Raw genomic sequence first — 26,746 nt, 5'->3', positions numbered from 1 at the left:
TTATTTCCCACCTTTTATTACAGTTTGAAGACTATTAAATCTACCATTTAACCGGTCAATTAGTGCATTATAATAGATTTGGTTTTCTGCAAGAGCCGACATTTCTTTATCAATATCCACATTATTCAAATTATGATTGTACATTGTATTGTTCACACTAGTAACGTAGGCCTCTCTTTGTTTACCTGTGCTAAAATTCATATGCCTATTGTCCGTTCGTATAGCGTTAAATGAATTTTGCGAAACTGCTTGATCTAACGTGTGCTGAAAGTTCACTTTTTTCGTCTTGTAATTTGGTGTATCCACATTTGCTATATTATGAGAGATTGTTCTCTGTCTTAATGCAGCACCATCTAATGCCTTCTCCAGCGTACTAAAAGAAAGATTTGTAAATAAGTTCATTTTAGTCGCTCCTTGTCGTAAATTCGCGATAATTGGTTAATCCTGCTAATAAATTGTATTAGATCTTAAAGTAAATGTCTAATAATCAATTAATTTTTGTCGGAATGGATTAAAAAGTCCTGCATCCCGATGGTCCTAAAGTCCTATTAAAGCTTCATTTCAGGAACTTCCAATGTCGAATTGTGTAACACTATGTATAGTATAATATAAATTAAGTAAAAAAAAGTGTTTTTATTGTTTCCTTTTAATGTATTTACGGTATTGTCACTTAGTTTAATCCTACTATTTCCTAATTAAAAAGACGTAATAAATTTTTCACTCTACAAACCCTTGATAATATTAGTGATGAAATATAATAATTTATTTTTTCTAATAAATTAATCTGTAGGATTTTACTAAAAAATGTTACTCTCCTTAATAAAAAAAGAAAAAGAGGTCATTTCAAATTGAAATTGACCTCTTTAGTATTATACAACCCTCTAAAATCTAAAGGTTATATATTTAATTCCTGTAACAAGTTAAATATGAACTGTTGTATTAGCCTTGTTTAATCTTATCTAACTCAGCTAGAAACTTGTCGTTTAGTACTTTAATATAAGTCCCCTTCATACCGAGTGATCGCGATTCGATTACACCAGCACTTTCAAGTTTACGTAATGCATTTACAATTACAGAACGTGTTATTCCAACTCGGTCTGCAATTTTACTAGCTACGAGTAAACCTTCTTTGCCTTCTAGCTCTTCAAAAATATGTTCTACCGCTTCTAACTCACTGTATGATAGTGAACTAATAGCCATTTGTACAACTGCTTTACTACGCGCTTCTTCTTCAATTTCCTGCGTTTTTTCATGAAGAATTTCCATTCCAACTACCGTAGCTCCATATTCTGCTAAGATTAAATCATCATCATCAAATGACTTGCTTAATCTCGCTAATACTAGAGTCCCTAATCTTTGGCCACCGCCTAAAATGGGCACGATAGTTGTTAAGCCCGATCCGAATAAGTCTTTATTCTCAACTGGAAACGCTGTGTATTCACTACCAATATCGAGGTTCGCACTCGTTTCTTCTAGTTTGAATAAGTTAGACGTGTACTCTTCAGGAAATTGTCGTTCTTCTAACATTTTTTTCATTCGTTCGTTTTCAATCTCTTGTTTGATAGAAAAACCGAGTAACTTCCCACGACGGCTTACAACAAAAATATTTGCTTCAATTACATCGCGTAAGGTTTCAGCCATATCTTTAAAGTTAACGTGTTGACCTCCTGACTTTTGTAGCATCTCATTAATCTTTCTCGTTCTTGTTAGTAAATCCATTCCTTTTCCTCCTAAAAAATCCATACTATAATATATATTGGCTTAAATCTCTATTTTTTGCGATCGTTGCTAACTTTTCTTCAACATAAGCTGGTGTAATAACAATCTCTTCTAGTGTAATATCAGGTGCTTCAAATGATAAATCTTCTAATAATTTTTCTAAAAGCGTATGCAATCTCCTTGCACCAATATTCTCTGTATCTTGATTAACATCTGTTGCAATTGTCGCAATCTTATGAATAGCTTCGTCAGAAAACTTTACTTTTATACCTTCTGTTTCTAATAAAGCAGTATATTGTTTAATTAAAGCAGTATCTGGCTCCACTAAAATTCTTACGAAATCATTAATTGATAAATTTGAAAGCTCAACTCGGATCGGAAAACGTCCTTGTAGTTCAGGAATTAGATCAGAAGGCTTTGCCATATGAAATGCACCTGCACCAACAAATAAAATATGATCTGTTTTTACAGGTCCGTATTTTGTAACAATGGTCGAGCCTTCAACGATAGGAAGAATGTCACGTTGCACCCCTTCACGAGATACATCAGCACTATTCTGACTTTTGCCAGCAATTTTATCAATCTCATCTATAAAGATAATACCCAGTTGTTCTGCTTTTGAAACCGCTTCTTGATTAACTTCATCCATATCAATAAGTTTTTGAGCTTCTTCTTCAAGAAGATATTTTCGTGCTTCTTTCACAGTTAAGCGCCGTTTCTTTTTCTTTTTCGGCATCATATTACCTAACATATCTTGCATGTTAATACCCATCTGTTCCATGCCAGATCCTTGGAACATATCGAGGAATCCTGATGTTTGCTCCTCTACATCTATCGTTATAATATGATCTTCAAGTTCACCTAACGCTAATTTGTGAGCTGTTTGTCGTCTTTTTTGTTGAATATCCTGACTTTCAGATGACTCGTTCGTATCTTGGACAGGTTGTCCTTGATTACCGAAGAGCATTTCTAGTGGATTTTTGTATTGTGTTTGCTTTTTAGCTGAAGGTACAAGTAAATCCACAATTCTTTGGTTGGCTTGTTCTTCTGCTTTATCACGGACACTATTCATCTTTTCTTCTTTTACAATCCGAATAGACGTATCCACTAAGTCACGAACCATTGACTCTACATCTCGTCCAACATAACCTACTTCAGTAAATTTTGTTGCTTCTACTTTTACAAAAGGAGCACCTACTAATTTAGCAAGTCGACGAGCAATTTCAGTTTTCCCTACACCTGTAGGCCCAATCATTAAAATATTTTTTGGCGTTACCTCATCTCGTAGTTTTTCATCGAGTAAACTACGACGATAACGGTTTCTTAGGGCAACGGCTACTGATTTCTTCGCTGATTCTTGACCTACAATGTATTGGTTTAAACGTTCAACAATTTGTCTTGGCGTTAAGTTATTTTGCATCTCAACATCCTCCGCTCTCAAAGTTTTTATAGCTCTTCGATGACAATTTGTTTATTCGTGTACACACAAATATCGCCTGCTGTTTCAAGTGCAGCCATCGCAATCTCTTTTGCCGAAAGTTGTGGTGCGTGCTTTTTCAACGCACGACCAGCTGAAAGAGCATAATTACCACCTGAGCCGATTGCTAATACCCCATCGTCTGGCTCAATCACTTCTCCAGTTCCAGAAACGAGTAATAAATGTTCTTTGTTCATGACGATTAGCATCGCTTCAAGTCGTCGTAGAACTTTATCACTTCTCCACTCTTTTGCCAATTCAACGGCCGCTCTTTGAAGATTACCATTGTATTCTTCTAAACGTCCTTCAAATTTCTCAAATAAAGTAAAGGCATCAGCAACAGAACCCGCAAAACCAGCAATTACTTTGCCTTGATATATTTTTCTTACTTTTTTTGCGGTATGTTTCATAACTACAGCATTACCAAACGTTACTTGTCCGTCACCTGTCATTGCACATTGCCCGTTATGTTGAATAGCAAAGATCGTTGTTGCATGAAAATTCGCTTCCGACATGAGAACCCTCCTCTTTAGAGATCAGTAATATTCATTAGTTGTAATTTCTCGTTACAGTTGTACATACGGATATGATGAGTTCAATATGTATTCATTTATGCTCTTGGATGGTGTTTATTATATACATCTTTCAGTCTATCCTTTGTGACATGAGTGTATATTTGCGTAGAAGATAAATGTGAATGTCCTAATAACTCTTGCACTACACGTAAATCTGCACCATTATTCAATAGATGTGTTGCAAACGTATGACGTAACATATGTGGACTTACGTGCATGATTAAAGATGCTTTTTCTACGCGTTTTTTTAAAATATCCCGTACACTTCTGTCGGATAAAGGTCCACCGCGAAAATTCAGAAATAACACATCATGAGGGCCAGACTTCGACTTACTCAACAATTGATTGCGTCCATCTTCTATATAGTTCTGTAAAGCATCTAGAGCATAGCTTCCTACTGGGACATAACGTTCTTTTCTTCCTTTACCTATAACAAATGCAGTACCAATTGAAAAATCAATATCTTCTGTTTTTAACTGACAACATTCACTTACTCGTAATCCTGAAGAGTATAATATTTCGATCAGCGCCTTATCCCGTTGATCGAGTACCTTTGAATCGTCAAAAGAAGAAAATAACTGTTCCATCTCTTGTTCATACAAAAAAGTCGGTAATCGTTTTCCAGTCTTAGGGGAGTGAGTTGAAGCGAATGGGTTCTCATTCACTTTATTTTCTCTTAATAAAAAACGATATAAACTTCGCAATGCTGAGATTTTCCTCGCAATTGTAGTCCTAGCATATTTATATTCATGTAACGCCGATAAATAGCCCCTAACGAAATGATAAGTTACAACCGAAAACTCACTAAGGTTATTCTCCTTCATATATGAGACAAAATCTTCTATATCAAGCAGGTAATTTTCAATTGTATGTTTCGAACAATTCTTTTCAACTTGTAAATAAAAAACAAAATCATCAATCGATTTACGAGTGGTTGTATCTCCCATATTAACACCTCACAAAAGCTACTAAATTGTAACACAACTTAGTAGCCCTTTCAAGGAAGTTTACATTTTTTTCACAAAATTCTGAATTGTTTCCAATGCACGGTTAGCTAATGCCTCATTACGCTCTTTTTTATTTTTAATTCGCTGTTCTAATGGTTTAAGCAATCCAAAGTTAGCATTCATCGGTTGGAAGTTTTTTGGATTTGCCGTCGTAATATATTGGGCCATGCTACCAATCGTCGTTTCTTCTGGGAAAACACATAATTCTTTCTGCTCGACAAAACGCGCTGCGTTAATCCCAGCAATAAGTCCTGATGCAGCTGACTCTACATATCCTTCAACACCAGTAATTTGTCCTGCGAAAAATAAATCGTCTCGTTCTTTAAATTGATAAGTTGGTCGTAACACTTTTGGGGAATTGATAAATGTATTTCGATGCATGACACCATAACGAACAACTTCAGCATTTTCAAGACCAGGAATAAGTTTAAGAACTTCTTTTTGCGGTCCCCATTTTAAGTGCGTTTGAAATCCAACTATGTTATATAACGTTCCTGATTGATTGTCTTGACGAAGTTGAACAACAGCATATGGTCTTTTCCCTGTTTCAGGATGTTCAAGTCCAACAGGTTTCATCGGTCCAAATAGCATCGTTTTTTTGCCTCGCTGTGCCATCACTTCAATCGGCATACATCCTTCAAAGAAAATTTCTTTTTCGAACTCCTTAAGCGGAACAGTTTCAGCAGATATTAACGCTTCGTAAAAACGGTCAAACTCCTCTTCTGTCATAGGACAGTTTAAGTAGGCCGCTTCTCCCTTATCATAACGAGATTTTAAATACACTTTATTCATGTCGATAGAATCTTTTTCAATTATAGGGGCTGCAGCATCATAAAAATATAAATATTCTTCTCCTGTTAGTGCTTTTAAATCTTTAGAGAGACTTTCTGACGTCAATGGACCAGTCGCTATCACAGTTGGACCGTCTGGAATTTGACTAACTTCTTCGTTCATAACTGTAACCAATTGATGATTACGGACTCGACTCGTTACATGCTCCGCAAATTCATGTCGATCAACAGCTAAAGCACCCCCAGCAGGAACAGAGCACGCATCAGCTGATGATATAATAACAGAATTTAATATGCGCATTTCTTCTTTTAATACCCCTACCGCATTTGTAAGTGTATTTGCTCTTAATGAATTACTGCAAACCAGTTCAGCAAATTTGTCTGTGTGATGAGCTGGGGTTTGTTTCACTGGTCGCATTTCATATAAATGCACAGGGATGCCAAGATTGGCAATTTGCCAAGCCGCCTCACTTCCTGCTAAACCAGCCCCTACTACGTTAATATGTATTGTCTCCAATAGATTTTAACCTCCGTACCGTGTTGAATCATTTTTGTATATCTAGTTTCCATTGTTTTAGGATGCCCCATAAAGTGAAACTTCCATCAGTGAGGGTTTTTCTTCCCCACTGATGGTAGAGACCACACGATGTGGGTCACACAGACGTGGCCGCGTCTGTGTTCAAATAGTTGTTATAGTTGTGACTGGAAATTATCCCCCACTTATCCTCCTTTGATTTCCTCGAAGTCTTGAAGTGGGGTATTACTGCCAGTTGATACGGGATAAATAGTAAATTCGATCATTAATTTTACTCACTTTTATTTAGTCATCCTATTTGATGTTTTACTTTGTATTAATTTTAGAAGTCAGACCTCTAATATCATATACTACTAATGCTTTACTTTCAATTAAGTTCACTAATTTGTCTCTTCTTTGTAATCACAAGATGTACATTGAACGTGTACACCTTTCTTCGTTTTCTTCTCCACCAGCATATGCTCACATTTAGGACACTTTCTTGCAATTGGCTTATCCCATGATACGAACTCACAATCTGGAAAACGGTCACACCCATAAAAAATTCTACGTTTTTTACTTTTTCTTTCGACGATATTACCTTCATGGCATGTTGGACACTTTACCCCAATATCCTTTACAATGGCTTTTGTATTTCGGCAATCTGGAAAATTAGAACAAGCCATAAACTTACCAAAGCGCCCCATTTTATATACCATCTCATGTCCACATTTTTCACAATCTTCACCCGCAGGTTCATCTTTTATCTCGACTTCTTTCATTTCTTCTTCGGCATGTTTTACTTGCTTCTCAAACCCACGATAAAACCCATCAATAACTCGGACCCAATTTTCTTTCCCATCTTCAACTGCATCCAAATCATTCTCCATCTTTGCTGTAAAGTCTACATCTAAAATTTCTGGGAAAAATTCATGGATTAACTCAATAACAATCTCACCTAGTTCTGTTGGCACAAATCGTTTTTCATCGAGGGCTACATAGCCTCTGCGTTGAATTGTATCTAATGTTGGCGCAAAGGTAGACGGTCTTCCTATACCGAGCTCTTCTAACGTTTTTACGAGTCTAGCTTCCGAATATCTAGGTGGTGGTTGCGTAAAATGTTGATTTGGCGTAATTTCTTCTTTTTTTACGGATTTACCTTCTTCTAAATTTGGTAAAAATCGATCTTCTTCATTTTTTCCATCGTCATTACCTTCAATATAAACTTTCATAAATCCAGCAAACTTTACTTTTGAACCTGTTGCTCTAAAAACAACATCTTCATTTTTTAAATCAACCGTCATTGTATCCATAATCGCAGGCGCCATTTCACTTGCAACTAGTCGATCCCAAATCAACTTATAGAGACGAAATTGATCACGAGATAAGAAGCTTTTAACCGTTTTAGGGTCATTGTTTACTGAAGTCGGTCTAACCGCTTCATGAGCATCCTGAGCTTTCTTATCTTGCTTAACGATTCTCTCTCCTTGACGCGTATACTCCTTACCATACGTTTCTTCAATATAAGCTTTTACTTCTTGCTTTGCTGTATCAGAAATACGTGTAGAATCTGTACGCATATAAGTAATTAATCCGACGGTGCCTTCCTTACCCAAATCAATTCCTTCATATAATTGTTGAGCTAGCATCATTGTCTTCTTTGCCCGGAAATTTAACTTACGCGCCGCTTCTTGTTGTAAGGAAGATGTTGTAAACGGTGCCACAGGGTTTCGCTTTCTTTCTTTCTTTTTCACCGAGTCTATAATGAAGTTCTCACCCTTTAGTTTTCCTAGAACATCATTTACTTCAGACTCTGTTTTTAACTCAACTTTTTTTGAGCCAATGCCATAAAATTTAGCTTCAAAACTATCTTCATGCATTGAAAACTTTGCTTGAATACTCCAGTATTCTTCTGGAATAAATGCCTTGATTTCATTTTCTCGGTCGATGATCATTTTAACTGCAACCGATTGTACTCTTCCCGCACTTAAGCCTTTTTTTACTTTCTTCCATAATATAGGGCTAATATTATATCCTACTAATCGATCAAGGATTCGCCGTGCTTGTTGGGCATCAACAAGATCCATGTTTATGGTTCGTGGTGTTTTAAAGGCATCTTTTATCGCTTGCTTCGTAATTTCATTAAAAACAACTCGGCACTCAGAAGTCTCATCTATATTGAGACTGTGTGCTAAATGCCAGGCAATCGCTTCACCTTCGCGATCGGGGTCAGCTGCGAGATAAATTTTCTTTACCTTTTTAGCTGCTGCTTTTAAATCCTTCATTACAGGACCTTTACCACGTATCGTTATATATTTAGGATTGAAGCCCTCATTTACGTCTACTCCCATTTGACTCTTTGGTAAATCTCTCACATGTCCCATTGACGCTTTAACTGTGAATTTCTTCCCTAAGTATTTACCAATCGTCTTAGCTTTTGCGGGAGATTCAACAATTACTAAATAATCAGCCATGTTCGTTTCCTCCCCCTTTGAGGATTAATATAAATCTTCCCTATTATTAAATACATTTTTAGCATTTGTCAAACATTACTTATTAAATAATTTGAAATATAGATCAATTTCACCAAGTTTTAGTAATTTAATTCATCTAAAATATCACTTGCTCTTTGTATAAGTTTTGCACCATTTTGAATTAATAAATTAGTTCCCGTTGCGCGCTCTTCTAATATCGAACCTGGTACCGCCAAAACCTCTCTTCCTTGTTCTAAAGCCTGGTCAGCCGTTATTAGTGCACCACTTTTCTCTTTTGCTTCTACTACAAGTATAGCTCGACTTAAACCACTAATAATTCGATTTCGTTCAGGGAATTGCCATCGTTGTGGTTTTTGGTGAGGAGGATATTCAGATAGTAACAAGTGGTTTTTTGCCATTAATTGTGCAAGTGGAATATTTTTTTCGGGATAAATATGAAATAGACCAGACCCTAGTACTGCAATAGTGGAACCTCCTAAACGCATTGTTAATTCATGAGCTTTTTTATCAATACCTAAAGCAAGTCCACTCACGATCGTCCATTCCTTTTCAATTATTGGAGGTAACAATTGGTCAACACTAGTGAGACCACTTTGCGATGGATACCTAGTCCCAACGACAGCAAGCGTCCTTGTATTTGTTAAATAATCTATGTTTCCCTTACAATAAAGAACCCACGGTGGATCAAAGATATTCGATAGAAGTGATGGATAATTAGGATCTAATGGAGTAATCATCTTAATTTGATGAGAATGTAGAGTTTGAAGGATTTTATCTATATTTATATGGTGGAGATCGTAATGAAATAATTCTGCATGATTTCTCTTCATCGCGAAATTAGAAATTAACTCATGAGGGGATAACTGATAGATAAGGGCAAAAGTTGGATCTTGTTGAAAAAATGAGTGGATCGTTTTCCAGCCGACACCTCTACAGTGATGGATTTGAATTAAACGTTTTTTTGCAATATCCATAAAATCACCTTATTCAATTAAAATATAAAAACTATTGACTGAGCCTCATAAAGCAGTTAATCGGTATTTTTTAATATCTGTATCTCCTTTTTCGCTAAACAAGGGAAAAAGAGGCTGACAAGTCAGCCTCTTCTTATCAATTAGATTTTATGTGTAATACATTTTTCAAGTAGCCCTTGTTCTTTAAGCACAGAAATTAGCGTTTCACCCATAACAGATGGAGTTTCAGCTACTTTAATTCCGCAGCTTTCCATTGTTTTAATTTTCTCAGCAGCAGTACCTTTACCGCCAGAGATAATCGCACCAGCATGACCCATACGTTTTCCTGGAGGTGCCGTTTGACCGCCAATGAAACCAACTACAGGTTTTGTCATGTTTGCTTTAACCCACTCTGCAGCTTCTTCTTCTGCAGTACCACCGATTTCACCAATCATGATCACTGCATAAGTATCTGGATCTTCGTTAAATAGGTTTAATACATCGATGAAATCTGTTCCATTTACAGGGTCTCCACCAATACCTACAGCAGTCGATTGACCAATGCCGTTTGTTGAAAGCTGATGAACTGCTTCGTATGTTAACGTACCAGAACGTGAAACAACGCCTACATGACCTTTGTTATGGATATAACCAGGCATGATACCAATTTTACATTCTTCTGGTGTAATAACACCTGGGCAGTTTGGTCCAACTAGACGTGTTTTCTTACCTTCCATGTAACGTTTAACTTTGATCATATCGTTTACAGGAATTCCTTCAGTGATACAAATTGCTAAATCTAGATCTGCATCAACTGCTTCCATGATCGCATCAGCAGCAAATGCAGGTGGCACGTAAATAACCGTTGCGTTAGCACCTGTTGCCTTAACTGCTTGCTCAACTGTATCAAATACAGGAACACCTTCGATTTCTGTTCCACCTTTACCTGGTGTAACTCCACCTACAATGTTTGTACCATATTCTATCGCTTGTTGCGTATGGAATAAACCTGTAGCACCAGTAATCCCTTGTACAATAACTTTTGTATCTTTGTTAATAAGGATACTCATTCTCCACGTCCCGCCTTTCTATTTCACTAGAGATACGATTTTTTGTGCACCGTCAGCCATAGAATCAGCTGAAGTGATATTTAAACCAGACTCTTCAAGAATTTTCTTACCTTTTTCTACGTTCGTTCCTTCAAGACGCACAACAAGTGGTAATTCTAAACCAACTTGTTTTGTAGCTTCAACTACACCTTGTGCAATGATGTCACACTTCATAATACCACCGAAGATGTTAACGAAAATTCCTTTAACATTTTCATCTGAAAGGATAATTTTAAATGCTTCTGTAACTTTTTCAGCTGTAGCACCGCCCCCAACGTCAAGGAAGTTAGCTGGGTCACCATTGTAGTGCTTAATGATATCCATAGTTGCCATTGCAAGTCCAGCACCATTAACCATACAACCAATATTACCATCTAACGCAATGTAGCTAAGGTCATATTTAGAAGCTTCAATCTCTTTTACATCTTCTTCATCTAAGTCGCGATATTCTAAAATATCCTTTTGACGATATAAAGCATTAGAGTCAAAGTTTAGTTTCGCATCAAGTGCCATTACTTTACCGTCTCCAGTAGTAACTAGCGGGTTTATTTCTGCGATTGAGCAATCTTTATCAGCAAATACTTGATATAAGCCCATCATAAATTTAACTGCTTGGTTCACTAACTCTTTAGGGATGTTAATGTTAAATGCTAATCGACGAGCTTGGAATCCTTGTAAACCTACAGCAGGATCAATGTACTCTTTGAAAATTTTCTCTGGAGTAGCTTCAGCCACTTCCTCAATTTCAGTTCCGCCTTCTTCAGAAGCCATCATAGCTATTCTAGAAGTTGCACGGTCTAAAACAAGACCTACGTAATATTCTTTTTGAATATCACAACCTTCTTCGATAAGTAAGCGCTTTACTTCTTTACCTTCTGGTCCTGTCTGATGTGTAACTAGAACTTTCCCTAAAATTTCTTGTGCGTATGTACGAACCTCATCAAGATTTTTAGCAACCTTTACACCGCCAGCTTTCCCACGGCCACCAGCATGGATTTGTGCTTTCACAACACAAACGCTAGAACCTAATTCTTTTGCAGCTTCTACTGCTTCTTCTACAGAAAAAGCCACTTTTCCATTTGGTACTGCTACTCCGTACTTACGAAGGAGCTCTTTACCTTGATACTCGTGGATATTCATTCTCTCTCCATCCTCCTATCAATTATATCCGTTTTGAAAGACAAAACTTAAACAGCCAGTCCTTCCAATACAGATATTTCGTGATGAAATGTCAAATTCCTTTTTATTTTAACACTTTTTAAATTTTTTTGGAGGGAAAAACCCTCCAAAAATTTAAAAAATCGACACATTTTCTTCAATTTTCACTGTTATTCTCTTCATTTCCTATCTTTTCACTTTTTTTTGGACTCGTTCCTGTTAAACCATCATTACCATAGGAAACATTTATGGAAGGGTGCATGAACATTGAAGCTGGTGGAATCATTTTTTCTTCGACAACTTCACACTCTGAAGAATCGACAATACCTTTATTCTCTAATGGGGCATTTTCTTCTTGCACCCAATGGTCTCCAGACATTTGCGCAGGGTCTATATTTTCATCCCAATGGTCTAATGGTGTTTTCGGATTAGGATTAAATTCTCTGTCCTTCCCCATCATTCACAGTCCTCCGAACTTTTTTTTTCATTTGTCTCCGATATTACTTTTTTAGTCATATTTCGACTAACTGCGTCCATCTCTTGAACACTTCGATGGATTCCGAACTCACTTGCAATTTCTTCTCGATAATTCTGAAGCATTTGTTCACATTCAGGAACAACTAATAAATTCTTTTTTGCCATCATTTCACTCCTTTCATTTCATATACATAGTATGTCCAACGTGTATGAAACAATGAAAGAAGATTGTTTTAACATTGCTACGAATTTGAGTATTTGTTCGACTGGGTGTAGTCGACATTTTTATCAATACGATATATAAATGCAAAAACTTCAGCTACTATTTCGTATAATTCACTTGGTATCGTCTCATTAATCTCCAATTGACTAAGCAACTCCACTAATGAGGGGTCTTCTTGGATAGGGATTTGGTGCTCTTTTGCAAGCGCAATAATTTCTTCGGCAACAAAGCCTTTTCCTGTTGCTTTGACTCGTGGCGCGTTATCTGTTGTTTCACTATAAGTAAGTGCTATTGCTTTTTGGAATTGTTTTTCACTCATATTCTCACATCCACTCCTTCATATCCCTGTCTTTGTGCATAAGCTTGTTGAGCGGAATTGGCTTTCAATATTTTCTGTTCTTGGAATTGTACCCACTTAATCGAAGATAGAGTATACCCCATTTCTGATAGCTTTTTTTTCAATAAAGGTAGAAGTGCATGAATTAAACCATTTGGCTTTTCATGTTCATTAAACACTTGAACAGAAAGGACTTTTTTCTGGATGTGAACATCAATAATCGTCTCTTGTAACTGGGTTAAATTGAGATAAAAAAGAATTCGACAATGATCAGGATCAATTTTTCCGTTAGTTGATTTTCTTCCTTCCCATTGAACCGTCATTTCAGTTTGCCAATCACCTAATTGCAAAGGAATTTGCAATACAGTTTGTTGAATTGGCCCTTGTTGTTCTTGAGCTAACAGTTGCTGACCTGTTAATCGATGAAGTACCAATCCTACTTTTTCTTTCATCTCCTTCGATAATTGCAGCTGATTAAGTTGTAAAAGAAGACTTTTTAGCCGCGCTCCTCTATTTTCTTCATTAAACGAAAGTTGCCCCTGAAAAAATTGAGATAATTCTCTTTCTTGCAAATATCCGACGCCAGTAATAATTCTCATGAACTGACTAGCTATCGTTGAACGAACATTTTCTTGTTCATTACTAACCGTCTGATTCCACATATACGCAATAGCACTTTTTTCTTGTGATGAAAAATGCTGTAAGGAATGCTGCATACTTAAAAGAGTTTGCGTTACATTTTTTGCACTTTCTTTACTTTGGAACAATTGCAAAAGTAACTGCAATTGTTGCTGTTGATCTCCTTTGTTCACAGGTTGGTCGAGTCGAGAATGTAGTAATTGAAAAACAGTTTTTCCATCCATAGAATCTATCGGGATACCACCAGTACCATTTTGTAATAAAAACGGCCACAACTTACTTACACTAGCTCTATTTGTAGGATCTATCAATTGTGCCTTAAACAATTCAAAAAGCTTGTCCACTGAATCACTGCCTGTAATTAAACCTGTTCTCTGTAAAAGTTGTGTTGCTCCTTCTCGTATATCCTGTGAAACGCCTTGTGAAGATACCGAATGAAGTAAATGAAAGAGTGGATGTTTACCCTCTACCATTTGCGTTTCTTTCATGATGTTTTGTAAGCCATTCACATATGAACGAAGTGAAGGATTGTCTTTTTCGATTAGCTGTAAAGAAGAATGAAGTTCTGCTATTTGTTGAATTAATGGTGCTTGTGAGCGTTCAACCGCTTTTATTGCTTGAAAACTTTCTTGAGTAAGCGGTAAATTTTTCTGTAGTAAAGTCGTTAAGGTTTGAAGCCCTTCCTTTGTTATTGTTTCAGTTTGTAGTAATAGTTGAGCACCTTTTTCAAATACCTCTTTTGTAAACGGAATTTGTTCTGTTGCGAGATGTCGAATTAAAATATCATTTACTTTATTCGCAGGAATCCCCAATTGTTGAAGAACTTGCGCTTGTGTTTGTTGTTCACCCCTTCGAACAGAATTATCATCTAGTATTTTAAGCTGTGGGATTCCACCAGCTCGAACAACTTCTAACCAATAAGTCTGTCCTGCTGATAGCGGAGCTTCAAGTTTGGCGGATACGGTTTTATTTCCTAATTGCAGAGCGGCAATATTATTTGGGAAAAACTTAATGATTCTACCTTGAAACAATTGCCCTTGGGAAAGGTGCAGTTTTTGTGGTTTTGTTGTAGAAGCTTTCTGAGATGATTGCTGTATTTTGTTAAACAACGAGACACCCTCCCTTAAAAAAATTAACTTGAAATGCTTTCTTTCACAGGACTAAAGCTCATTCGATGCTCTCTATCGATAATCCCGTATGTATTTATTGCATGTAAATGCTCCTTCGTTCCATACCCCATATGACGTTCAAATCCATAAAGAGGATATCTGGCTCCAAGCTGTTCCATATAACGATCTCTTGTTACTTTTGCCACCACCGAACTTGCTGCTATTGTAATACTCGTTGCATCTCCTTTCACAATTGACGTCTGTGGAATTGAAATTGCTAGTTTCATAGCATCTATTAATACATGTTCTGGTTGAATCTTTAATCCGTTTATCGCTTCTGTCATCCCCATTTTTGTAGCTTCATATATGTTGATTTTATCAATAACAGCAGCTGAAATAATACTCGTTTCTACTGCAACTGCTTCTTGTAAAATAGTAACATAGAACGCATCTCTTTTTTCTTTTGAAAGTTTTTTAGAATCTGTTAATCCAGGTAAATAGAAATCTTTAGGAAGGATGACTGCACAACAGACAACTGGGCCAGCTAATGGTCCCCGACCAACTTCATCAACACCTGCTATCCACTCTACTCCTTCATTACGAAGATTGGTTTCATAACGACTCATGCCTATAAACATCTCTTTTAACTGCATTTCTTTTTGACGCTGTTTTTCATATCTTTCGACTAACTTTTGAACTCCTTTTCTCTCATCGATTTTTATACTTGAGAAAAGTTCATCTGAAAGCTCCGTCTCATTATTAAATAATAGTTGCTCTACTTGTTTAATTGTGAATTGATTCATAAAAGATCTACTCCTCTATCGACTTACTTTTTATATCGGTTGGTTATAGAAAATTATTTATTATGTAAGCTACTTTAAATAATGGTAGCGTAACCTATTGGTTGTCCATCAGGAGCTAAATAATCATACTCTCTTAGTACACACTTCCCCTAATAGAAAAATACACAGTGGCGACGAAAGACCACTGCGTGACATTTACTCTATTAATATTCATCTGGTGTTTCTAAAGTAATTCTTCCTATTTTACCTGAACGGAGCTCGCGTAAAATGACTTCAGCTGTTTTATCATAATCTATATATCCACCACTTTGTAGGAAACCACGTTTTTTACCGATTTCGTCAAACAATTGCAAACCCTCTTCTGGGATTATCTCAAGTTTAAATCGCTCTTTAACTTGTCCTTCATAGCGGTCTTTTAAATAATTAAGTACAAATAGGGCGACATCTTGGAAATCGAGTAACTCATCTTTGATCGCGCCTGTTGCTGCTAAACGAAAACCGATGGCTTGATCCTCAAATTTAGGCCATAAAATTCCTGGTGTATCTAGCAGTTCCATTTCATTACCAACCTTAATCCATTGTTGTTGCTTTGTCACACCTGGACGATCTCCTGTTTTAGCAATCTTTTTAACAGCCAATCGATTGATTAAGGTGCTTTTCCCTACATTAGGTATACCAAGGATCATCGCACGGATCGCTCGCGGTTTCATACCACGAGACTTCATTTTTTCTAATAATGGGGCGGCTAGTTCTTTACAACTCGGGCTAATAGCAGAGACACCTTTACCAGATTGACTATCAATCGCTAATACTTTCACATTTTGTTTTGTAAAATATCTCTTCCAGTTTTCGGTCACTTTTTGATCTGCTAAATCAGCTTTATTTAATAATACTAACCTTGGCTTATGAGCTACAATCTCATCAATCATTGGGTTTCTTGATGACATCGGGACTCGTGCATCAAGCAACTCGATAACGACATCGATTAATTTCAACTTCTCTGTTACTTCTCGGCGAGCTTTTGCCATATGTCCTGGAAACCACTGTATCGTCAAGTTAACACCTACTTTGCTATTCGAATATCTGCGAACGGCCAAAATACAAAATTAGCCTCTCCTACAACTTCTCCATATGGAATAAATCCAATATCACGACTATCTAAACTTCTTCTGCGATTGTCACCCATCACGAATAAATAACCTTCAGGAACTACAACAGAATTAGTTACTTCTTCTAATGAAAAATCATATGTAAGTGTAGCACCATTTAATTCTTCTTTTAGTTCGTCCAAATAAGGCTCTTCATATGCTTCGCCGTTAATATATAACGTATCATCAATAAATTCAATTTCATCCCCAGGTAAACCTATAACGCGCTTTATGTAGTCACTTTCTTCGCTTGCATGAAAAACAATAATATCAAAACGTTCTGGGTCTCCAATGGTATACCCAATTTTATTAACAATCATACGGTCACTATGATGCAATGTAGGGACCATTGATTCCCCCTCTACAACAATTGGGGCAAATAAAAAATAGCGAATAAGAACTGCTAAAAGTAAAGCAATTAAAACTGCTTTTATCCACTCATATGTTTCGCTTCTACCAAAATTCATATTTACTCCTCCACAATATAAATTCTCTATTATGAGGAATGTATTACTTCCCTATTTTAGATCATAACATAATTTTTTTTAGAAAAACACGATTAACACTAAGTATGACCAAGGTCAAAATCCTATTGTTACATGTATTCACATTATATTGTCCAAAAGGCAATGTCTGTTCTAACGAAGGTAACTCTGTAAAAAGTAGACTTTCAGAAAGTGTAAAAAGGAGCTTGATAATCAAGCTCCTTTCTTTTCAAACAATTATCGAATTTCTTTAATACGCGCGGCTTTACCACGAAGTGCACGTAAGTAGTAAAGTTTAGCACGACGTACCTTACCGCGACGCTTCACTTCAATCGTATCGATTTTCGGTGAGTGTAATGGGAATGTACGCTCAACACCTACGCCATAAGAAACTTTACGTACAGTAAAAGTTTCACTTACACTTGTTCCACGACGTTTGATGACTACACCTTCAAACACCTGAATACGCTCACGATTTCCCTCAACAACTTTAACGTGTACACGTAAAGTGTCTCCAGGACGGAACGCAGGAAGATCAGTGCGTAGTTGTTCTTTTGCGATTTCACGGATAATATTGCTCATCCTATTCCCCTCCTTCCATCCAAGATGTTCATACCAGTCTTCTACCTGCAGCGGAACATCGTAATCACGGGCCTTAGCCACAACGAATATAATAACATATTTCTCTCTTTAGAACAAGAAAAAAGAAAAAATTCTCTTTAAATCTTATAAAGTGAAACTTCCATCTAGTCATTTAATAGATCTGGACGGCGTTTCTTAGTACGTTCTAATGATTGTTCGTGACGCCACTTTTTAATATTTTCGTGATGACCCGATAATAACACGTCTGGAACCTTCATACCACGAAAGTCAGCTGGTCTAGTATAATGTGGGTGTTCTAGTAATCCTGTTGAAAATGAGTCAGTTACTGCACTTGTCTCATTTCCTAATACACCTGGTAACAACCTGGTAACACTATCGGAAATAACCATCGCACCAAGTTCACCACCCGTTAAAACATAATCTCCTATGGAAATCTCATCAGTGACAAGATGCTCACGAATTCGTTCGTCAAAACCTTCATAATGTCCACACACTAAAATAAGATGCTCTTCTTTTGCAAGTTGCTCTGCTTTTTTTTGTGTATATCGTTCTCCTTGAGGACATAGTAAAACAACTCTCGGCTTCGAGTCTTGTTCTATTACCAAATCATCGACCGCATCAAAGATTGGTTGTGGCATTAACACCATTCCTGCTCCTCCACCGTACGGATAATCATCCACTTTTCTATGTTTGTTTTGTGCGTAATTCCGAAAATCAACTACATTATAAGAAACAAGTCCTCTTTCCGCTGCATGCTTCAAAATTGAAGAACCAAATACACCTGAAAACATTTCTGGAAATAGTGTCAGAATATCAATCTTCACTTAAATTAACCCCTCGAGTAGTTCAATTATAACTTTCTTTTCAGCAATGTTTACTTCTTTTACAACATCGTCAATATATGGGATTAAAATATCTTTTCCACCCGTTTTGGATTGAATCACCCATACATCATTTGCTCCTGGTGAAAGAACTTCTTTTATTTTACCAAGCTCAAGACCATCTTCTGTAAAAACCTGACATCCGATTATTTCATGATAATAAAATTCACCCTCATCTAACTCACTTAATGCATCTTCAGATACTTTTAATGAACCCCCTTTAAATTTCTCGACGTGACTAATATTTGTATATCCTTCAAATGTTAGTAAATCGAAGTTTTTATGCTTACGGTGTGTTTCTACAATCACACGCACCATTTCTCGAAATTCAGGGTGTTCAATAAATAATTCTGCCCCAATCGCATACCGCTCTTCTTCAAAATCAGTCGTTGAAATTACACGTACCTCCCCACGAATTCCGTGGGTATTAACGATTTTCCCTACTTTAAACCATTTTGTCATAATCGTTTCATCCTTTTCTAATATCGTGAACGATTCCGTCCTTAATAATAATTTCTGCTTCTGAAGAAATATCATCCCAATTGTCGCCAATCTTTAGTTCACAGATTGATTGAATTTGACCGTCCCTAAGCTCTGTTCCAATTTCTAGCTTGTGAAGCTGGTGGCATTTAAAATCAATTCCTCTTAATTTTTCTTCGCGTTGATTGATCTCTTTTTGGAAACTACTTCTCAAGCTATGATTTTGTTCATGACTTGTATGCTGTTTTATTTTTTTATGTAATTGAAATTTTAATTGCTCTAATTCTTTTACAACTTGTTCCTTTTCAATGTGTAACTCATTTAACAGCTGACCTTTTCTGTTTTCTGTTAAAACTTGCTTTATGGCGACCGTTTTTATTATCTTCATAGTTCACCTCACATAAAAGGGTCTCATTCTTTTTTTAAACTCGTTTTAGCCTTAATAAAATTTCTTTTGTGTATTATTTAAAGAAAAACAACCTTCTTTTATTTTATAGAAGCTTATACAAAAATAAAAGGGCGAGGTTTCCCCCTACCCTTTTATTTCGTCTACAATATCAATGCGGACTCGCTTATTCGTATTGGTAGCAGCCGCATGCACGACAGAGCGAATAGCTTTAGCTATGCGCCCTTGCTTTCCAATGACTTTGCCCATATCTTCAGGATGAACCGACAAAGCAAGATGAACTGTTTCGTTGTCAGTCGTTGCTGTGACATGAACTCTTTCGGGATGGTCAACAAGAGCTTTTGCAATATGTTCAACTAACTCTTTCATTGCATTCCCTTTCGTTTCAGACATAATAAGGTTGTTCAAAAAGTCTAAGATAAGTAGCTATCGAATTTCTTCGTTGGCTCTTTTAGTCCTTCTTTTTGAACTCAAATTATAAATGCTGATTACTTACTGTTTTTTTCGTTGTGTAGCTTTTCCATTAAACCAGCTTTAGAGAAAAGGTTACGAACTGTGTCAGAAGGCTTTGCACCTTTTAACATCCAGTCTAAAGCTTTCTCTTCTTTAATTTCAACTTTTGCTGGTTGAGTTAACGGATTGTAAGTACCGATTTCCTCAATGAAACGTCCATCACGCGGTGCGCGAGAATCTGCTACTACTACACGATAAAATGGGGATTTTTTAGATCCCATACGTTTTAAACGAATTTTAACTGCCATTCGTTGTACACCTCCAAATAATTTCACACAATAATTTATATTATAGTAATTTTCACTAGCTTGCAACTAGGAAAAATTGAAAACTGATTTTAAAATGGAAACTTAAAAGGCATTTTTCCTTTTTTCTTTCCTTTCCCCATGTTTGTCATTTGCTTCATCATCTTCTTCATATCTTCAAACTGCTTTAAAAGTCGGTTGACATCTTGGATCGATGTACCACTTCCTTTAGCAATTCGACGACGACGACTTGCATTAATAACGCTAGGGTCTTGCTTTTCTTGTTTTGTCATCGACCGGACAATCGCTTCTACACGACCGATTTGTTTATCATCGACCTGCAGATTTTTCATGCCCTTCACCTTATTCATGCCCGGCATCATTCCAAGAAGTTCATCTAATGGGCCCATACTTTTAACTTGATCGAGCTGCTCTAAGAAATCGTCGAACGTAAAGTCCATCGTTCGCATTTTTCTTTCAAGCTCACGCGCTTTTTCTTCATCGACGTTCGATTGAGCTTTCTCAATTAAAGTTAAAACATCTCCCATGCCAAGAATTCTTGATGCCATTCGCTCTGGGTGAAAAGGTTCAAGTTGATCAACTTTTTCACCCATACCCGCAAATTTAATCGGAGTATTGGTGACCGCCTTAACAGATAAAGCTGCACCACCACGAGTATCACCATCGAGCTTCGTTAATACGACACCTGTAATATCTAACTGTTCGTTAAAGCTCTCAGCAACATTGACGGCATCTTGGCCTGTCATCGCATCTACAACGAGGAGAATTTCATCAGGTTTGGTAATTTCTTTTACCTGTTTTAACTCATCCATTAACTCTTCATCAATATGCAAACGACCCGCTGTATCAATAATGACATAATCGTTATGTTCTTCTTTTGCCTTCTTAATCGCTTCTTCAGCAATTTGCACTGGACTCACTTGATCACCTAATGAAAATACTGGCATATCAAGTTGCTTTCCTAATGTTTCAAGCTGTTTAATCGCGGCTGGACGATAGATATCTGCTGCAACGAGCATTGGTGTACGATTATGTTTCTTTCGTAAGTGGTTTGCTAACTTTGCCGTTGTTGTCGTCTTACCTGCCCCTTGCAAACCGACCATCATAACTATGGTTGGTGGCTTATTAGCAACCGCAATTTTACTTTGTTCCCCGCCCATTAAAGAAGTTAACTCTTCGTTTACTACTTTAATAACCTGCTGACCAGGCGTTAAACTTTTTAATACTTCTTGTCCGACGGCACGCTCTTTTACACGTGCAATAAATTCTTTTACAACTTTAAAGTTAACATCTGCTTCTAATAACGCAAGTCGAACTTCTCGCATCATTTCTTTAACATCAGCTTCTGTTACTTTTCCTTTGCTACGGATTTTCTGCATCGTACTTTGCAGTCGTTCCGCTAAACCTTCAAATGCCATTGGCCGTCGCCTCCTACTCTAGTTTTTCAAGAGCTTCGATGACGCTCATGATCTCTTCAGGAGTCGCTTCTGGTTTTAAGATTGCCGATTTTAACTGTGCAATATAGTTGGAACGCTGCTCGAATTTTTCGAGAAGCGATAATTTTGCTTCGTATTCCTCTAGCATTGCCTCTGTCCGCTTAATATTATCGAAAACGGCTTGACGGCTAATCTCAAATTCTTCGGCAATTTCACCTAGGGAAAAATCATCTAAATAATAGAGTTCCATATACTGTCGTTGCTTAGATGTTAGTAAGGACTGATAGAAATCAAGTAAATAATTCATCCTTAATGTTTTATCGAGCAAACGGACCATCCCCTTGTTAAGTGAATTCCCTTTACAAGAAATCATACTACACGAAAAGAAAATGAGTGTCAAGTTTTTTTCTTGAAAGACTTTTTACTTACTAAAACAAAGTGTTCATAAGGAGGATAAAAAGTGTCCGAGAAGGTTCACTCGCTATTTTATCTCACTTTTAGAACTACCTTTATTAAATAATTAATTTTCTTCTTCTTCTTCAAGCTTTTCTTCAAGTACATCTTTAAAAAGTCCATAAACAAACTGCTCGGCGTCAAATGGCTGTAAGTCATCCATCTTTTCACCTAAACCCACGTATTTAACTGGAATATCTAATTCATGACGGATCGCAAGGACAATTCCACCTTTAGCTGTTCCGTCGAGCTTCGTTAATACAATTCCACTAACATCTGTTGTCTCACTAAATTGTTTAGCCTGACTCATTGCATTTTGACCTGTCGTTGCATCGAGTACGAGCAAAACTTCATGCGGTGCATTGGGAACTTCACGTTCAATCACACGCTTTACTTTTTCTAACTCTTTCATTAAGTTCACTTTATTTTGTAATCGACCAGCTGTATCACAAAGTAAAATATCCGCATTTCTTGATTTAGCGGCTTGAACTGCATCGAACATGACTGCTGCAGGGTCACTTCCTGCTTGTTGTTTAATAACATCTACCCCGACACGTTCTCCCCATACTTCTAACTGCTCAATCGCACCCGCACGGAACGTATCCCCCGCTGCTAAGAGTACAGACTTCCCTTGTCCTTTAAACATATGTGCCATTTTCCCAATCGTCGTTGTTTTACCAACGCCGTTTACACCAACGAAAAGAATAACCGTCATTGCATTATCCTGAATGTTTAGTGAAGTATCTTCCTCTTCTTTTTGTAAAAGTTCAGCTAATTTTTCTGAAATGACAGGTTGAATTTCCGATGTATCTTTTATATTGCGAAGGCGGACTTCATCTTTTAAGTCATCAATTAATTCCATGACAGTTGCAACACCTACGTCTGAACTAATTAACAGTTCTTCTAATTCCTCAAAGAAATCTTCGTCTACTTTTCGGTAGCGTGCAACAAGTTCATTCATTTTTCCAACGAATGATTCTCTTGTCTTTTCTAGCCCGGACTTAAACTTCTCAGTAACTGATTCTGTTTGACCCGTAATTTTTTCTTTTAATTTTTTAAAGAAACTCATCTTATTTCCTCCTTAGCTTTCAATTAATTCTTTCGTTTCTTCTAATTTGACGGAAACAAGCTTTGAAACTCCAGACTCCTGCATTGTTACACCATAAAGTACATCTGCTTCTTCCATCGTCCCTTTCCGGTGAGTAATGACGATAAATTGAGTTTGACCACTAAAAGCTTTTAAGTAAGAAGCAAAACGGTTAACATTTGCTTCATCTAATGCAGCTTCAACTTCATCCAATACACAAAACGGTACTGGTCTTACTTTAAGAATCGAAAATAGTAATGCGATTGCTGTTAATGCACGCTCACCACCCGATAAAAGAGCGAGATTTTGCAATTTCTTTCCTGGTGGCCTAGCCATAATCTCTACCCCTGTTGTTAACAATTGCTCTGGATTAGTTAAAACTAAGTCAGCATGCCCACCACCAAATAATTGCTGATAAACAACTTTAAAATGGGCGCTAATTTGATCGAAAGTTTCTTTAAAGCGCTTTGTCATTTCTTCATCCATTTCCATAATAACATGATATAAATTTTCTTTTGCCATCACTAAATCTTCTTTTTGGTCGTGGAGAAATTGATGACGTTCACTAACACGGTCGTATTCTTCAATCGCACCTAAGTTCACTGTTCCAAGTTCTTCGATGGCAAGTTTTATTAATTTTACCCTCGTTTTTGCGTCATCTAGTGGGATGAGCAATGGGTGGTCGACTTTTGCCGCTTCGTAACTCAACTCATATTCTTCGCGAAGATGTGTTAAACGATGATCTAATTGTACATCATAACGGTTTGTTAGAACTTCACATTGATGTAATTCATCAAGTAGTAACTTTATATGACCTTTTTCTATTTTTAAACTCGCTTCTAGCTCATCTAATATAGTTTGTTTTGTAGTTCGCTCTTGACGAATTTGACTAATAAGTGTGATCGCTTCGTCTTTTTTCTTTCGGCTCACTTCAATTTTCTGTTCTAGATGACCCTCACCACTTGTACTATTATTCATTTCATTTTCAAGTAACCAATACTGTTCTTCGGTATCTTTTAACACTGCAGTTAATTCCTCAACTTCATGTTTGAGACGCACGACTGTCTCACGTTGATTAGCTAACCTTTCTTCATCTTTTGCAAGATTTACCTTTAAGTCGGTTAATTCACCTTGAATGGTTTCCTTGGACGTTTGCTGTAGCTTTTGTTTTGCTTCGATCTCTTTAACTTGACTTTCAAGAAGCGCAGTTGTAGCTGAAGATTGCTTTAATTCAGTAGATAGCGCTTCTAATCTCCGTATCGCAGCTTCCTCGTCTTTCATGTGTAAGTCCTGTTCTCGATCAAATAAAGAGAGGCGTTCATTGACGCTTTTCTCTTCTAATTCCACTTCACGAAGGAAGTTTCTCGATTCCCGCTCTGATTCACGAGCTACTTCTCCAGCTTCTCTTAATTGTTGTAATTTTTGTTCATTTTGTTGTAACTGTAGTTTCAACTCTTTTACATACGACTCTAATTTTGTTGTTTTGTCTTCCATTCCAATAAGTTTTTCGGTTAAACTTTCTAACTCTCGTTGCCGCCCGATTAAAGGGGTGGATTTTTGCTTAATAGCTCCACCTGTCATCGAACCTCCTGGGTTTACGACATCACCTTCTATTGTAACGATTCTGTAGCTGTAGCCAATTTTACGTGCTAACTCATTCGCTCCTTCTATACTCTTCGCTATAATCACATGACCTAACAGATTTCCAATCACTTGATCATATCTAGGATCAAAATGAATTAATTGTGAGGCAATCCCAATAAAAGCGTCGTGCCTTTCAATTTGCTGAATCACGTCTGCTCGAATTCCACGTCCTTTAATGACAGGTAACGGTAAAAATGTTGCTCGACCAAAGCCATTTTTTTTCAAAAATGCAATGGCCTGTCTCGCTGCTTCTTCTGTTTCAACAACTATATGTTGAGTAGCTCCACCTAGCGCAATTTCAATTGCTGTTTCATACTGTTTTGGAACGTTGACCAACTCTGCAATTGCACCAACAACCCCTTGGAGTTGTTTATTTTTTGCTTTTAAAATTTCTTTGACTCCTTGAAAAAAACCAGAAAAATCAGCTTGCATTTCTTCAATAACATCTTTCCTAGAACGAACTTGTTGAATTATGCGGAAGGCTTCATAAAGTTGTGTTTGTCTAGTCTCATACTCTTTATTTAATTTTTCAAGCTTAGATTCTAAAGCTCGGAATTGGTCTACTATTCCATGGAGGTCCTCTTGGCGATTATTTACGAGTCGTTCGTACTCTTCCTTCTTTAACAACACTTCTTCTCGTAACTGAAGAAGTTGTTCGTTATCTTCAATTAATATTTTCTTTTTGCGACTTGTTACAGTGACTTGTTCTTCTAGGTAACGAATTTCATTCCGAATCGAAGCTTGCTCATTTACAATCTCTATGTAATCTGACTTTAAACGGTCAAGTTCACCTTCTAAGTCTTCTTGCGCTAAGGCTAATCGTTCTTGACGTTCCGTTAACTCCATTGTTCTCGTTTGAAATTCTTTTTCAATTTTTCGTAATGACTCGTTTTCAGCCGTTAATTGTTTGTCGAGCAACTGCCTTTTTTCTTTGAGCTCGTTGATCGTTTTAATGAGTTGGTCTCGATTAAAGTGAAAGTTCTTCTTTCTTTCCTTTAGAACTTCCTTTTGCCCTTCACTTTTTTCTAGGGCCTGACTTGATTGAAGCAATTCGTCTTGAAGCTCATTTAATGACGTATCAAGTTGACGCAATTCCGCACGAACACTCTCAGACTTTTCTTCTTTTTCTTTAACCTTTAAAGAAAGTTCATCTCGACTCTGTTCTAACGATTGTAACTGCGCTTTTTCCGTTTTCCATTTTTCATGGAGTTCGGTGATTTCGTAGACCATTAATGCTACTTCAACTTCTTTTAACTCTTCTTTTTTTTGTAAGAAATCTTTAGCAACTGATGATTGAATTCGTAAAGGCTCAATTTGTCCTTCTAATTCGTGAAGAATGTCTTCTACACGGTTTAAGTTTTCTTGTGTTTCCCAGAGCTTCTTTTCAGCTTTAAGCTTACGGTTTTTATATTTAAGTACTCCCGCAGCTTCTTCAAAAATAACTCTGCGGTCTTCAGCTTTACTGCTTAATATTTCTTCTACTTTTCCTTGACCGATAATAGAAAAAGCTTCCTTACCTAAACCGGAATCCATAAATAGATCAACAATATCTTTCAATCTACAGGTTTGCTTATTAAGCTGATATTCACTTTCACCTGAACGATATACTCGCCTCGTGACACTTACTTCAGTGTAATCTATCGCTAAATGCTGATCTTGGTTATCAAGAACTAGCGTAATTTCTGCAAAATTTAATGGTTTTCTCGTATCACTACCTGCAAAAATGATATCTTCCATTTTTGATCCCCGTAGTGACTTTGCCGATTGTTCACCAAGTACCCAACGGATCCCATCCGAAATATTACTTTTCCCACTTCCATTCGGGCCGACGACAGCTGTTACTCCAGAGTCGAATTCTATTGTCATCCTGTCTGCGAATGACTTAAAGCCCATTACCTCGAATCGTTTGAGGAACATGTTCCTTCCCCCTCAATAATTAGAAAAACAGGATTTTTCGC

Annotated in this window: 27 protein-coding genes; all 27 read right to left on the bottom strand. The window is 36.9% G+C overall.

Annotated features, from left to right (window positions below):
• A complete protein-coding gene (gene flgB / locus BK574_RS26360; RefSeq protein ID WP_078430708.1) occupies window positions 1–402 on the bottom strand; it encodes a flagellar basal body rod protein FlgB in 402 nt (133 codons plus the stop codon).
• A 537-nt stretch (window positions 403–939) separates the two neighbouring features.
• Entirely contained in the window at window positions 940–1,719 is a 780-nt protein-coding gene (codY, locus tag BK574_RS26355) for a GTP-sensing pleiotropic transcriptional regulator CodY (RefSeq protein WP_075385644.1), read from the bottom strand.
• Between the two features lie 25 nt (window positions 1,720–1,744).
• The gene (hslU, locus tag BK574_RS26350) at window positions 1,745–3,139 is read right to left on the bottom strand and encodes an HslU--HslV peptidase ATPase subunit (protein ID WP_075385643.1); all 1,395 of its coding nucleotides are present in this window, start codon (window positions 3,137–3,139) and stop codon (window positions 1,745–1,747) included.
• Window positions 3,140–3,165: 26 nt separating this feature from the next.
• Window positions 3,166–3,711: an ATP-dependent protease subunit HslV gene (gene hslV, locus BK574_RS26345; protein WP_075385642.1), complete on the bottom strand. Its 546-nt coding sequence runs from the start codon at window positions 3,709–3,711 to the stop codon at window positions 3,166–3,168.
• A gap of 95 nt (window positions 3,712–3,806) precedes the next feature.
• Complete coding sequence (gene xerC / locus BK574_RS26340) at window positions 3,807–4,718, bottom strand: tyrosine recombinase XerC (protein WP_078430707.1); 912 nt, start codon at window positions 4,716–4,718, stop codon at window positions 3,807–3,809.
• Window positions 4,719–4,778: 60 nt separating this feature from the next.
• Window positions 4,779–6,086 (bottom strand): FADH(2)-oxidizing methylenetetrahydrofolate--tRNA-(uracil(54)-C(5))-methyltransferase TrmFO, encoded by a 1,308-nt coding sequence (trmFO, locus tag BK574_RS26335; RefSeq protein WP_078430706.1) that lies wholly within the window; start codon window positions 6,084–6,086, stop codon window positions 4,779–4,781.
• A gap of 398 nt (window positions 6,087–6,484) precedes the next feature.
• Entirely contained in the window at window positions 6,485–8,557 is a 2,073-nt protein-coding gene (topA, locus tag BK574_RS26330; protein ID WP_078430705.1) for a type I DNA topoisomerase, read from the bottom strand.
• Window positions 8,558–8,676: 119 nt separating this feature from the next.
• Complete coding sequence (gene dprA / locus BK574_RS26325; RefSeq protein ID WP_078430704.1) at window positions 8,677–9,552, bottom strand: DNA-processing protein DprA; 876 nt, start codon at window positions 9,550–9,552, stop codon at window positions 8,677–8,679.
• A gap of 140 nt (window positions 9,553–9,692) precedes the next feature.
• Window positions 9,693–10,601: a succinate--CoA ligase subunit alpha gene (gene sucD / locus BK574_RS26320; protein WP_075385637.1), complete on the bottom strand. Its 909-nt coding sequence runs from the start codon at window positions 10,599–10,601 to the stop codon at window positions 9,693–9,695.
• Between the two features lie 18 nt (window positions 10,602–10,619).
• A complete protein-coding gene (sucC, locus tag BK574_RS26315; RefSeq protein ID WP_075385636.1) occupies window positions 10,620–11,780 on the bottom strand; it encodes an ADP-forming succinate--CoA ligase subunit beta in 1,161 nt (386 codons plus the stop codon).
• Between the two features lie 175 nt (window positions 11,781–11,955).
• The gene (locus BK574_RS26310; RefSeq protein ID WP_175576460.1) at window positions 11,956–12,255 is read right to left on the bottom strand and encodes a DUF3905 domain-containing protein; all 300 of its coding nucleotides are present in this window, start codon (window positions 12,253–12,255) and stop codon (window positions 11,956–11,958) included.
• On the bottom strand, window positions 12,255–12,440 hold the full coding sequence (locus tag BK574_RS26305; protein WP_075385634.1) for a small, acid-soluble spore protein, alpha/beta type: 186 nt from the start codon (window positions 12,438–12,440) through the stop codon (window positions 12,255–12,257). The genes BK574_RS26310 and BK574_RS26305 overlap by 1 nt, the downstream gene beginning before the upstream one ends.
• Before the next feature lie 77 nt (window positions 12,441–12,517).
• Entirely contained in the window at window positions 12,518–12,817 is a 300-nt protein-coding gene (locus tag BK574_RS26300; protein WP_078430702.1) for an EscU/YscU/HrcU family type III secretion system export apparatus switch protein, read from the bottom strand.
• Window positions 12,814–14,583 (bottom strand): hypothetical protein, encoded by a 1,770-nt coding sequence (locus BK574_RS26295; RefSeq protein WP_078430701.1) that lies wholly within the window; start codon window positions 14,581–14,583, stop codon window positions 12,814–12,816. The genes BK574_RS26300 and BK574_RS26295 overlap by 4 nt, the downstream gene beginning before the upstream one ends.
• A 23-nt stretch (window positions 14,584–14,606) precedes the next feature.
• Entirely contained in the window at window positions 14,607–15,386 is a 780-nt protein-coding gene (locus BK574_RS26290) for a ribonuclease HII (RefSeq protein ID WP_078430700.1), read from the bottom strand.
• A gap of 203 nt (window positions 15,387–15,589) precedes the next feature.
• The gene (gene ylqF / locus BK574_RS26285; RefSeq protein WP_075385630.1) at window positions 15,590–16,441 is read right to left on the bottom strand and encodes a ribosome biogenesis GTPase YlqF; all 852 of its coding nucleotides are present in this window, start codon (window positions 16,439–16,441) and stop codon (window positions 15,590–15,592) included.
• An 8-nt stretch (window positions 16,442–16,449) separates the two neighbouring features.
• Complete coding sequence (gene lepB, locus BK574_RS26280; protein WP_078430699.1) at window positions 16,450–17,001, bottom strand: signal peptidase I; 552 nt, start codon at window positions 16,999–17,001, stop codon at window positions 16,450–16,452.
• Between the two features lie 255 nt (window positions 17,002–17,256).
• Entirely contained in the window at window positions 17,257–17,601 is a 345-nt protein-coding gene (gene rplS / locus BK574_RS26275) for a 50S ribosomal protein L19 (RefSeq protein WP_075385628.1), read from the bottom strand.
• A gap of 164 nt (window positions 17,602–17,765) precedes the next feature.
• Window positions 17,766–18,446 carry a tRNA (guanosine(37)-N1)-methyltransferase TrmD gene (trmD, locus tag BK574_RS26270; RefSeq protein WP_078430698.1) on the bottom strand — a complete coding sequence of 227 codons (681 nt, stop codon included), beginning with the start codon at window positions 18,444–18,446 and terminating at the stop codon, window positions 17,766–17,768.
• A complete protein-coding gene (gene rimM, locus BK574_RS26265) occupies window positions 18,447–18,965 on the bottom strand; it encodes a ribosome maturation factor RimM (protein ID WP_075385626.1) in 519 nt (172 codons plus the stop codon).
• Window positions 18,966–18,972: 7 nt separating this feature from the next.
• Complete coding sequence (locus tag BK574_RS26260) at window positions 18,973–19,371, bottom strand: YlqD family protein (protein ID WP_075385625.1); 399 nt, start codon at window positions 19,369–19,371, stop codon at window positions 18,973–18,975.
• Window positions 19,372–19,515: 144 nt separating this feature from the next.
• A complete protein-coding gene (locus BK574_RS26255; protein WP_078430697.1) occupies window positions 19,516–19,758 on the bottom strand; it encodes a KH domain-containing protein in 243 nt (80 codons plus the stop codon).
• Window positions 19,759–19,877: 119 nt separating this feature from the next.
• Entirely contained in the window at window positions 19,878–20,150 is a 273-nt protein-coding gene (gene rpsP, locus BK574_RS26250; RefSeq protein ID WP_075385623.1) for a 30S ribosomal protein S16, read from the bottom strand.
• A gap of 89 nt (window positions 20,151–20,239) precedes the next feature.
• Window positions 20,240–21,586: a signal recognition particle protein gene (gene ffh / locus BK574_RS26245; protein WP_075385622.1), complete on the bottom strand. Its 1,347-nt coding sequence runs from the start codon at window positions 21,584–21,586 to the stop codon at window positions 20,240–20,242.
• A 13-nt stretch (window positions 21,587–21,599) separates the two neighbouring features.
• On the bottom strand, window positions 21,600–21,932 hold the full coding sequence (locus BK574_RS26240) for a putative DNA-binding protein (RefSeq protein ID WP_075385621.1): 333 nt from the start codon (window positions 21,930–21,932) through the stop codon (window positions 21,600–21,602).
• Between the two features lie 192 nt (window positions 21,933–22,124).
• Window positions 22,125–23,126 (bottom strand): signal recognition particle-docking protein FtsY, encoded by a 1,002-nt coding sequence (gene ftsY / locus BK574_RS26235; RefSeq protein ID WP_075385620.1) that lies wholly within the window; start codon window positions 23,124–23,126, stop codon window positions 22,125–22,127.
• A 12-nt stretch (window positions 23,127–23,138) separates the two neighbouring features.
• A complete protein-coding gene (smc, locus tag BK574_RS26230) occupies window positions 23,139–26,705 on the bottom strand; it encodes a chromosome segregation protein SMC (protein WP_078430696.1) in 3,567 nt (1,188 codons plus the stop codon).
• Window positions 26,706–26,746 lie beyond the last annotated feature (41 nt).

The organism is Alkalihalobacterium alkalinitrilicum, assembly GCF_002019605.1.
In the GTDB taxonomy this organism is placed as follows: Bacteria; Bacillota; Bacilli; order Bacillales; family Bacillaceae_F; genus Alkalihalobacterium; species Alkalihalobacterium alkalinitrilicum.
Note: the sequence above shows the minus strand (reverse complement) of the source record. Positions and strands in the feature narration are given on the sequence as shown.